The 232-nt window shown below is 67.2% G+C and carries 1 protein-coding gene; it reads right to left on the bottom strand.

The window, feature by feature from the left end; all coding sequences use genetic code 11:
- A partial coding sequence (locus R0J88_RS23870) for a hypothetical protein (RefSeq protein ID WP_410901438.1) occupies window positions 1-232 on the bottom strand: 232 nt, incomplete at both ends.

Below are 232 nucleotides of genomic sequence, written 5' to 3'. Positions count from 1 at the left end.
AGCGCATCGCCGGTGATGTCCTTGGCCTTGAGCGCCCCGCTGAGGCGAAGGTCACTGCCGGAGGTCAGCAGCAGGTTCTCGAGATTCGCCGTGCCCGCCGCCAGGTCCGCTTCGGCACCGAAGGTGGCTTTCAGCGGCAGGGCCTTGTCACCCAGCGCGGCCTGATGGAGCGTCGCATCCAGCTCGGCGCCATCGGCCAGATACAGCTGCTTGTCGGTATCCAGCGTCAGGG

It is taken from the genome of Pseudoalteromonas sp. SIMBA_162 (assembly GCF_046535955.1).
GTDB classification, from domain to species: domain Bacteria; phylum Pseudomonadota; class Gammaproteobacteria; order Enterobacterales; family Alteromonadaceae; genus Pseudoalteromonas; species Pseudoalteromonas marina.
This window is presented reverse-complemented; position numbering and strand designations above follow the sequence as displayed.